Origin of the sequence: Microbulbifer sp., assembly GCF_036563125.1 — a bacterium.
GTDB lineage: Bacteria > Pseudomonadota > Gammaproteobacteria > Pseudomonadales > Cellvibrionaceae > Microbulbifer.
The window spans coordinates 1-3118 of record NZ_DATCMV010000102.1 but is presented as its reverse complement, the minus strand read 5'-3'; the positions used below and the strand labels follow the sequence as shown (position 1 = coordinate 3118).

General features: G+C 55.6%; 2 protein-coding genes and 1 rRNA gene. 2 read left to right on the top strand and 1 reads right to left on the bottom strand.

The features are described 5' to 3' along the window. Positions 1-94 (top strand): 5S ribosomal RNA (rrf, locus tag VIL80_RS08325); the annotation flags it as partial. Positions 95-338: 244 nt separating this feature from the next. Here the strand turns inward: rrf and VIL80_RS08320 are convergent. Next, a complete protein-coding gene (locus VIL80_RS08320; protein WP_332035650.1) occupies positions 339-1187 on the bottom strand; it encodes a carbon-nitrogen hydrolase family protein in 849 nt (282 codons plus the stop codon). Positions 1188-1407: 220 nt separating this feature from the next. Here VIL80_RS08320 and VIL80_RS08315 point away from each other — a divergent pair, with 220 nt between their 5' ends. Further along, entirely contained in the window at positions 1408-3117 is a 1710-nt protein-coding gene (locus VIL80_RS08315) for a DUF885 domain-containing protein (RefSeq protein ID WP_332035649.1), read from the top strand. The last annotated feature ends 1 nt before the right edge of the window (position 3118 follow it).

Below are 3118 nucleotides of genomic sequence, written 5' to 3'. Positions count from 1 at the left end.
AACCACCTGATCCCTTGCCGAACTCAGAAGTGAAACGCAACATCGCCGATGGTAGTGTGGGGCTTCCCCATGTGAGAGTAGGTCATCGTCAGGTTTTAATTCAAAGGCCCAGTCGCTTACGCGGCTGGGCCTTTTTCTTTTGCGCTGTCAGCAAGCAAAATAAGCCACTTGTTCACCTTTGCCATACCAATTTTCAGCACGACTCGGACGGCGTTTTTTTGAACGTTCCGCGTAAGTGAGTAACCACGCCATTCATCACTGATATCCCTAACTTATCCCCAGCTCTATCCATGATATCTGTGGGCAAGTGACGCGCTGAACGCTGGATACCCATTTATCTACAGACGGCGCATGGACAAAAGAGGCATATCCTTGCGTACACGGTTAAGTTTTTCCGCATTCAGTGTTGCAGTAATTACTGCTTCGCCCTCGTCGGCTTCCGCAAGAATTTCACCCCAGGGATCAATGATTGCTGAATGGCCCCAGGTCCGCCTTTTGGGTGAATGCTGCCCACCTTGACCAGCAGCAATGACAAAGCAGCCGTTTTCAATTGCTCGTGCCTGCAGCAGCGTCATCCAGTGCGCCTTGCCGGTGGTATGGGTAAACGCAGCGGGAACCAACAACAATTCGGCACCCGCCATAGCCAGTTCCCGATAAAGTTCCGGAAAGCGCAGGTCGAAACAGATGCTGAGCCCCAGCTTCGCCCACGGGGTAGATGCCACTACAGGGGTATCGCCTGCTTCAATAGTTGCCGATTCACGGTAGCGACCAGCGGTATCGTCCACTTCCACATCAAACAGATGCATTTTGTCGTAGCGCGCGTTGAGTTCACCGCGGTCGTCATACAACAAAAACGCGGAGCGGCAGCGCCTGTCGGGCACTGCGATGCCATCGGGTCGCTGCAGTAGCGAAACAGCACCAGCCGCGATCCATATCCCGAATTCTCGGCACCAGCTCTGCAATGCAAACTGGACAGGTTGTTGTTCGGAGCAGGCGTCACCTCGAGCGAACGTTTCCGCGGCCGAAAAGCTGCCGCCGTCTGCCAGGTGTGCAAAGTTCTCTGGCAGCAGTACGAGTTGTGCTCCGCGATCTACGGCCTGGCTGACCAGTGCGTATGCCTGCTGCAGATTGGTGGCAACGCATTCCCCGCTGACCATTTGAACGCTACCGATACAGGTATCCTTCACTCTCTCGCTCCTTGTTAATGGTCACTCTGCAGTGGGCGGTCAAAGGTATTGGTTTTGCGATAGAAGTCGGAAGAGGGGCGCCCGCATGCCTCCGATACCCGGCGGTGTCGTGCTATGGTTGACCGCTCCATAAATAACCAATCTTCCACCGAGAGACTGTTCAATGGTACCGAGACCCCTCCAATCCTTGTTCCTGATCATAGTCGCAGGTTGGCTGCTGGTGCCAGCAGTACAAGCTGCCACCGCCTCTCAGCAACTACAGCGTGTGATTGATGACCATTGGCACTACAGCCTGCGGGAGGACCCGATCACTGCCGGGCGTATGGGCGAGCAGGGGTATAACAATCGCCTGCCCGGAGTGGCGCCAGAAGACCGCGCCCGTCGACTGAAGGCAGAGCAGGCCTTGCTCGGGCGCCTGGACAAGATCGATGCATCCGAGCTGAGCGAATCAGACAGGGTCAATCTCGAGCTACTCAGCTGGGTGCTTAACAATTCCATTGAAGGCAATGAGCTGTTCCTGGACCGCATTCCGTTCAACACGTTTTACAGCTTCTGGAGTGCTGCGCTGGATGCCAGTAACGGACTGGCGATGCGGAAAGTATCGGACTACGAGGACTATATTGCGCGTATTAAGGATTTCGGCCGCTACTTCGATGAGAACCTGGCGAATATGCGCGTCGGCATCAGCGACGGGTTTGTGCTGCCGAAAATCGTGGTAGAGGGCATTGCGCCCACTGTGCGCGCACAGGTTTACAGTGATCCCACCAAAAGTAGCCTGTACGAACCTTTCAAAAATTTTCCAGAGTCCTTTTCCAAAAAGGACCAGCAAAGACTTCAACGTGAGGGCGCAGCGGCGATCAAGGACCATGCGATCCCCGCTTTCGATCGCGTGGCAACTTTCCTCGAAGGCGACTACATGAAAGCCGCCACCGAGTCCCTGGCCGCAGAAGATTTACCGGGGGGTGAGGACTACTACCGCCACGCCATCCGTACCTATGTAACCCTGGATATGGACCCGGCGGAAATTCACAAAACCGGTCTGGCGGAAGTGAAGCGTATCCGGGATGAAATGAATGCACTGATCAAGAAGACGGGGTTCACCGGCAGCTTTGGGGATTTCACCGAATTCCTGCGCACCGATCCCCAGTTTTACGCGAAAACCCCGCGGGATCTGCTCAAGGAAGCGTCGTTCATCGCCAAGTCTATCGACTACCGCCTACCGGAATTTTTCGGCAAGCTGCCGCGCTTGCCCTATGGGGTGGTGCCGGTTCCGGATGAAATCGCACCGAATTACACCACTGCGTCGTACAACCCTGCGGCAGTAGGTGGTACCCGCGGTGGTGCATATTGGGTGAACACCTATGCCCTGGACCAGCGCCCGTTGTATGAACTAGTGGCGTTGACACTGCATGAGTCGGTCCCGGGTCACCATCTCCAGGGCGCGTTATCGCTGGAGCTCGACAATGTGCCCGACTTCCGCCGCAACCTCTATCTCAGCGCCTACGGTGAGGGCTGGGGGCTTTATGCCGAACGTCTCGGCGAAGAGATGGGCGTATACGAAAACGACTACCAGCGCTTTGGCCGCCTGAGCTACGAAATGTGGCGCGCCTGCCGCCTGGTTATCGACACCGGTATCCACTCCCAGGGCTGGAGTCGTCAGCAGGCGCTGGATTTTCTTGCCGACAATACCTCTCTGTCGCAAGCGAATGTGCGCGCAGAGGTAGACCGCTACATCTCTTGGCCGGGACAGGCGCTGTCTTACAAAATGGGTGAAATCAAGATTCGCGAACTCCGCGCCAAAGCGGAAAAGGAACTCGGCAACCAGTTTGATCTGCGTAAATTCCACGATGCGTTGCTCGCGAATGGTGCAATGCCATTGTCGATGCTGGAACAGGAAATGAACCGCTTTATCCGGCAGCAAAAAAACTGAT